The 6,340-nt window shown below is 74.3% G+C and carries 9 protein-coding genes and 1 riboswitch; of the genes, 7 read left to right on the top strand and 2 right to left on the bottom strand.

Annotated elements, in window-relative coordinates:
• Both BM414_RS20490 and BM414_RS20485 read right to left on the bottom strand, forming a co-directional pair.
• A partial coding sequence (locus tag BM414_RS20490) for a DUF222 domain-containing protein (RefSeq protein ID WP_139245965.1) occupies positions 1 to 746 on the bottom strand: 746 nt, incomplete at its 3' end.
• A gap of 208 nt (positions 747 to 954) precedes the next feature.
• The gene (locus BM414_RS20485; RefSeq protein ID WP_093582412.1) at positions 955 to 1,467 is read right to left on the bottom strand and encodes a C40 family peptidase; all 513 of its coding nucleotides are present in this window, start codon (positions 1,465 to 1,467) and stop codon (positions 955 to 957) included.
• Between the two features lie 12 nt (positions 1,468 to 1,479).
• A riboswitch (cyclic di-AMP (ydaO/yuaA leader) is annotated at positions 1,480 to 1,612 on the bottom strand.
• Between the two features lie 372 nt (positions 1,613 to 1,984).
• On the opposite strand from BM414_RS20485, the gene BM414_RS29555 reads away from it, so the two are divergent.
• From BM414_RS29555 to BM414_RS20455, 7 genes are all read left to right on the top strand, one after another.
• Complete coding sequence (locus tag BM414_RS29555) at positions 1,985 to 2,143, top strand: hypothetical protein (RefSeq protein WP_175551709.1); 159 nt, start codon at positions 1,985 to 1,987, stop codon at positions 2,141 to 2,143.
• Between the two features lie 233 nt (positions 2,144 to 2,376).
• Positions 2,377 to 2,958, top strand: coding sequence for a PASTA domain-containing protein (locus BM414_RS20480; protein ID WP_093582410.1), 582 nt, complete (start codon positions 2,377 to 2,379; stop codon positions 2,956 to 2,958).
• A 344-nt stretch (positions 2,959 to 3,302) separates the two neighbouring features.
• On the top strand, positions 3,303 to 3,584 hold the full coding sequence (locus tag BM414_RS20475; protein WP_139245964.1) for a hypothetical protein: 282 nt from the start codon (positions 3,303 to 3,305) through the stop codon (positions 3,582 to 3,584).
• Positions 3,585 to 3,656: 72 nt separating this feature from the next.
• Positions 3,657 to 4,736 (top strand): sigma-70 family RNA polymerase sigma factor, encoded by a 1,080-nt coding sequence (locus BM414_RS20470; protein WP_093582406.1) that lies wholly within the window; start codon positions 3,657 to 3,659, stop codon positions 4,734 to 4,736.
• Entirely contained in the window at positions 4,733 to 5,647 is a 915-nt protein-coding gene (locus tag BM414_RS20465; RefSeq protein WP_093582404.1) for an STAS domain-containing protein, read from the top strand. Before BM414_RS20470 ends, BM414_RS20465 begins: the two co-directional genes overlap by 4 nt.
• Complete coding sequence (locus tag BM414_RS20460; protein WP_093582403.1) at positions 5,644 to 6,033, top strand: STAS domain-containing protein; 390 nt, start codon at positions 5,644 to 5,646, stop codon at positions 6,031 to 6,033. Before BM414_RS20465 ends, BM414_RS20460 begins: the two co-directional genes overlap by 4 nt.
• Entirely contained in the window at positions 6,030 to 6,332 is a 303-nt protein-coding gene (locus tag BM414_RS20455) for a phosphatase RsbU N-terminal domain-containing protein (protein WP_093582401.1), read from the top strand. Before BM414_RS20460 ends, BM414_RS20455 begins: the two co-directional genes overlap by 4 nt.
• Positions 6,333 to 6,340 lie beyond the last annotated feature (8 nt).

Genomic DNA, 6,340 nt, shown 5'->3' with positions numbered 1-6,340 from the left:
GGGTCGGCCAGGTCCTGCAGCTTCACCACCACCGCGACCTGCGGCCTGTGTCCCCGCAGCGTCGGCAGCGCTCCGGCGGCCAGCGCATTGTCGGCGAGCTGGACGAGCGCGTCGCCGAGGCGCTGGGCGCGGGTGCGCTCGTCACCGGCGGGCCGGTCGGTCTGGACGAGCGACTCCAGCGCTGCCTGCAGCTTCTCGCCACCCACGGGGTCGAGCTGACCGCGGATGCTCAACGCGCCGTCGGCGTGCTTCGACAGGGTGAGGGAGCGGCCCTCGGTCGGGTCCGGCTCGGAGCCGTCGGGGTCCAGGTCGTTGAGGTAATGCTGGACGACGCGGACCAGCGCGGCGTGGTCCTGCTCGACGGCGACCCCGGTGAGGACCGCGTCGATCTCCGCCAGGTCGATGCCCTGGGCGGCGGCCGCGGCCAGTCGTTCCGGGGTGACCGCCCGGGCGGCGACGGCGACCTGCTCGGCCGACACCAACCCGGCGTCGTGCGCCTCGCCCAAGGCGGGCAGGTGCTCCAGTGCCCGCCCGTTCCGGACGAGTCGGGAGGCCTCCGCAGCCGACAGCCGGCAGTGCCCGCGCAGCCACGACGCCATCGACTTCAGCCCGTCGCGCTCCGGCGCTTGCGCCAGCTCCGCGGCACGCACACGGCGGGCGAGGGTGGCGTCGATCCGGTTGCGCTCGGCGACCAGCACGGCGACGTCGTCGAGGACGTCCCCGCTTACAAGGCCACCCGAACACATGTACGGAGTCTAGTCGCTCAAGACGCGGTGATCAACCTGAAAGGCCAGGTCAGGGGCCACTTCGGCGTACAGGTAGACCGTTCCGGTACGGCGATGCGTCGAGTCGCGGTGCGGCATCCCGCAGTACGGGCTTGCCGCCGGAAGTCACTGCCCACCTGACACGACGGCGCCCCGGCCGCCAGGGCCGGGGCGCCGTCGCAGCCGTGGATCAGGCGACGCGGCGGGCGCCCGCGTAGCTCGGCATCGAGTCCAGGTTGACCACGGCCACCGGCTTGCCGGCGGTCGAGGCGTGGACCATCTGGCCGTTGCCGATGTACATGCCCACGTGCGACACCGGGCTGTAGAAGAACACCAGGTCGCCGGGCTTGAGGTCGGACTTCGCCACCGGGGTGCCGAACGTCGACTGCGCCTTCGAGGTGCGCGGGATCGTGATGCCGGCGGCCTTGTAGGCGTAGCTGGTCAGCCCGGAGCAGTCGAACGTGTTGGGGCCGGTCGCGCCGTACACGTACATGTCACCGCGCTGGGCCAGCGCGGTGTCGACGGCGATCTGAGCCGCGCCGTTGGGAGCTGGCGCCGGTGCGGCGGCCACGGTCCCGACACCGCCGGCACCCACAGCGGCCGAGGCCGGCAGGGGGGACAGAGCGATGCCGGCTCCGGCGACGGCCGCGACGGCGATGCCGCGGAACGAGCGACGAGCGGTGGACGTGCGTGCAGTCGTCATCGACGACGGTTCTCCTGTTCTCCACGACCGCCTACCGAGTTAGCTGACGGGTTCGGACGGGGGAGTCGCCCGGCGCGACGAGTCGCGCTTCACCCCAGTGCTGCGGTGGGTCCCCGGTCCGGGTGCGGCTGGGTGCCGGCACCCGGTTCGGCGGCGTCCGGCGGGTGTCACGCGGGAGGTGACGAAGGCCCTGGCCGGTCGGCGACGACGGTAAGGAGGGGTGCTGGAGCGCTCAACCGGCCCGACGCGGCGCCACGCCCGAGCCCGACGCGCCGATTTGACACGAGCCCCGGATCCGACTCGCCAGCGTCACCACCTCAGACAGCGAGGTCAGCGGCGCCCGGGCGCCACCCCACCGGGGCGGACACGCCGGGTCCGACGAGAAAGGACGAGGCGGTGCGCCCGCACTCCCCGTCACCGGCCCGCCACGCGTGGACCGCAGGTCGACGGGATCAGGACGGTTGACCCGCCCGTTGTCAGGGCACCCGTTGCACCAGTCGAGAGGAGGGACCACCCCATGGGCATGTTGAGGAACGTCATCGCCTCGGGCGTTGCCGCGAAGGTCGTCCAGGAGCTCCGGAAGCCCCAGAACCAGGCCAAGATCAAGCAGTTCATCCGCGACTACCAGTCGAAGAACAAGGGCGGCGGCACGCGACCGTCCGGTCGCAGCTACTGACCCCGCAGCACCGACCGCGGCCCCCGTCCCACCCCGGGACGGGGGCCGCGGTGCGTCCGGGGTCGCTGGGGTGGCTGGGGTGCGCCGTGACCACTTCGGGACGACGCCGTGCCGGATGTCCCGGACGGCGGCGCGTGGGCGTGTGAGGCTCCCGCCGTTCCTCTCGCGGCACCGGCGCCGGGCAGTACCGCCCCGCCGGCGCGCGAGTCCCTCCCGCACGACGGGGTGTCCCCATGACCCAGCCGCCTCCCGGCAACCCGACCGGCCAGCCCTGGTACCTGCCGCAGGGCCAGCCGCCCGGCTCTCCGCCGCTCACGACCCTGAAGAAGGGGACGCCGGTCTACCTGCGTCCCTGGTTCGCCGTGCTCGCCCTGGTCCTCGTGGTGGGGGCCATCGGCTCGGCGCTGAAGGGCGGGGACGACGAGGGGACGCCGGCCGCGGCCGCCACCACCACGGTCACGCAGACCGTGACGGCGACCCCCAGCACCCAGCCGGTCCTCCCGCCCGTCGCCAGCACGCCGCCGCCGGCAGTCACCCCGAGCACCACGACCGCTCCGCCCCCGCCGCCGGCGCCGGTCGTCGACTTCGCCATGCCGTCGGTGGTCGGCATGAACCTGCAGGACGCGCAGGACCTGATCCAGACCAACGGTGTCTTCCTGAGCCTGTCCCACGACCTGCTCGGCACCCGCAACCAGCTCGTCGACTCCAACTGGCAGGTCTGCGACCAGAACATCGCCCCTGGCCAGCGGGTCACCGGCGACGTCGAGGGCGCGATCGACCTCGGTGTCGTCAAGCTCGAGGAGACCTGCCCCTGACGACACCGTGCCGGTCTCGCGCCGGGGTCGCGCACGCGGACCGGTGCCGTCCCTTCCCGGGGGCAGGGGCATCGGGGGCGGCACCGGCCCACGGACTGAAGAGGCGCCGGTCCGGTCCACATGACGCGGAGCCGGCCCCGGGCGGCGGGCCGGTCCCGCGGCGGGCCGGGGTCCGTGGCCGGAGGAGGCGCGGGACCTCCGCGTCATGCACCGGCGCCACGTGCGTCCGCCTCGCGTCGCACTCCGCGCGAGCACCCGGGCAGGCGTCCCGGCGCGGCGCGTCATCCCGGCCCCTGCACGGCGTCGTCACCGGTGCGGGGGGACCGAGGGAGGCGAGACGCGCCATGACGACGAGCAGGACGAGTGCGGACCGGGCGGTGGCCCCCGGGGTCCCGGCCCCCCGGCAGCCGCAGGAGCGGCTGGAGCACGTGGAGGCACTCCGCCGGGCGGCGACCCACCTGGCCGCGGCGCAGCTCCTCGAGCGCCGCGCCGCGGCGTCGGCCAACCCGGTGCTGGGAGACCTGCTGCGCGAGCGTGCCCGCGAGCGCCGGCGCCGGGGCGCGCGGATCCTCGCGGGGCTCGGGGTGCGGCCCGTCCGCCGGCCGCCGACCGCGCCGCGGTGCTGAGCAGGCGCTTCCCCCCGGAGAACGGGAACGGGAGGGGAGGCGCGGCGGGAGCGCGCGGCGTAGCTTTCCGCCATGGCCGCCGCGGGGCGGGCCGACTCCTCCCGGGACCGGCCGTCGCCCGCCGAGATCACGGCGCTGATCCCCCTCGTCCGGCGGATCGTCGCCTCCCGGGTCCCGGACCGGGCGACCGCGGACGACCTCGTGCAGGAGACGCTGACCCGGGTGCTCGCCGCGTCGGGGCGGGTGGAGCCGGGGATGCTCGAGCCCTACGCCATCGTGACGGCGCGCAACGTCGTCGCCTCGCTCTGGCGGGACCAGGACCGCCAGCGACGCAACCAGCACCGGGTCGTCGACCTCCGGCCGCCGGAGGCGCCGGACGAGGACGTCCTCGTGCAGGAGGACCGGCAGGCGGTCGCCGAGGCCCTGACCCGGCTGACCGACCGCGAGCGCGCCACCCTGCTCGCCCACGAGGTCTCCGGGCAGGACACCCGGTCGCTGGCGGCGGAGCTGGGGTCCACGGCAGGCGCGGTGGCCGCCCAGCTCAACCGGACCCGCGCGCGGCTGCGGGTGGAGTACCTGCTCGCCGTCGAGCGGACCGAGCCCCCCACCGACCGGTGCCGGCCGGTGCTGCTGGCGATCTCCGGCGGCGACCGCCGCCGGCAGCGCGAGGTCGACGCCGCCCGGCACCTGCTCGAGTGCGACCTCTGCGCCCGGCTCAGCGAACCCCTGATGGGGCGGGGCCGGGCCCGCGAGGCCGACGTGCGCGTCCCCGTGCAGTCCGACGCCGACGTCGTCGCCGCCCGCTCGGCCGCCCGCGAGGTTGCGTCCGGCGTCGGCTTCCCTCCGACCGACCTGACCGCGATCGCCACCGCCGTGTCCGAGGTGACCCGCAACATCGTCAAGTTCGCCGACGCCGGTGAGGTCGTGATCGAGGTCCTGGAGGAACCGCGGCGGGGCATCCGCATCGTCGCGCGGGACGTCGGCCCGGGGATCCCCGACGTCGACCGGGCCCTGCGCGACGGCTACAGCACGTACGACGGGCTCGGGCTGGGACTGCCCGGCGCCCGGCGGCTCATGGACGAGTTCGCGATCGTGTCCGAGGTGGGTCGCGGCACGACCGTGACGATGACGAAGTGGGTGGGAGAGCGATGACCGGCACGCACGACGAGGGCCCGCGCGGGGTGGCCCGGAGCGAGGCGCCGCGGCCGTTGGACGGGGACGAGGAGGCCCTCCTCCCCGAGCTCGTCGCGCACCTGCGCGAGCACCGCACGAAGCTCCGCCAGGAGTGGGTGTCCCGCATCCGGGAGGAGAACCTGCTGCAGGCCATGACCAGCCAGGAGATGTCGGCCGAGACCACCTCGGTCTACGACAACTACGTGGAGGTGCTGGAGACCGGCAGCGTGGCGGCGCTGCAGCAGTACGCCCGGGACCTCTCCGAGCGGATCATCCCGCGGGGCGTGGAGACCCACGAGGTCGTCGGCATCGTGCTGCTGCTGCGCGACGTGCTCGCCCGCTCGCTGTTCGAGAAGTACCAGCGCGACTTCGGCATGCTCAACCGGGTCCTGGACGCCTACGAGCCGGCCGCCAACCGCATCGCCAACACCGTCGCGGTCAGCTTCGTCGACGAGCGCGAGCGGGTCATCCGGCAGCAGCAGGACTCCATCCGGGAGCTGTCGACGCCGGTGCTGCCCGTCCGCGAGCGGCTGCTGATCCTGCCGATCATCGGGGTCCTCGACCGCGAGCGCGCCCGGCAGCTGACCGTGCAGCTGCTCGGCGGCATCCGCACGCACCGCGCCAAGGTCGTCGTCATCGACATCACCGGGGTGCCCGGCATGGACGAGACGGTGGCCAACCACCTCGTGCAGACCGTCGACGCGTCCCGGCTGATGGGCGCCAGCGTGATCATCACCGGGCTGTCGCCGGACATCGCCCAGACCCTGGTCACCATCGGTGTCGACCTCAGCAAGATGGCCACGATCGGCGACCTGCAGGGCGGCCTCGAGGAGGCCGAGCGGATGCTGGGCTACGCGCCGTCACGCCCGGACGGGGCGCCGATGCCATGACGTCCGGTCCACGGCTGTTCTCCATCCTGCGGCAGGGCTCCATCCTGATCGCCTCCATCCACACCGCCCTGGACGACTCGCAGCTGGAGCGGTTCCGGGAGGACCTGATCGACCGGATCGGCCGCGACCGCGCCAAGGGCGTCATCATCGACGTCGCGGCGCTCGACGTCGTCGACTCCTTCGCCACCCGCACCCTGCGCGGCATCGCCGAGATGGCCCGGCTGCGGGGCGCGCAGACGGTCGTCGTCGGCATCCAGCCCGACGTCGCCTTCGTCATCGTCCAGCTCGGCATGGACACCGGGTCCCTGGTGACGGCGCTGGACCTGGAGGAGGGACTGACCCACCTCGCCGCGACGGCCGGCGCGTCGATCGGCCCGGCCCGGTGACCACCATCGACGACCTCCACCGCGACCACCGGGCGGCCTTCCTCCGCCACCTGGGCCGCCCTGAGGAGTCGGCGCTCGCCGCCGGCTACCAGCTGGGGCGTGCCGCGCTCGCCGCGGACATCAGCCTCCTGGAGGTCGTCCGGGTGCACCACGACGTCCTCATCGAAGTGCTGCGCGACACCCCCGCCGACGAGGTCCCCGCCGTGGCCCAGGCGGCGTCGGACTTCCTGCTCGAGCTGGTCGCCAGCTACGACATGTCGCAGCGGCGTACCCCCGGCGGGCGCGGCCGGCCCGGATAGCCGCCACC

The sequence above is a fragment of the Geodermatophilus amargosae genome (genome assembly GCF_900116515.1).
GTDB classification, from domain to species: Bacteria; Actinomycetota; Actinomycetes; order Mycobacteriales; family Geodermatophilaceae; genus Geodermatophilus; species Geodermatophilus amargosae.
The sequence above is the reverse complement of the archived record's forward strand: the minus strand, read 5'-3'. Positions and strand labels throughout refer to the sequence as shown.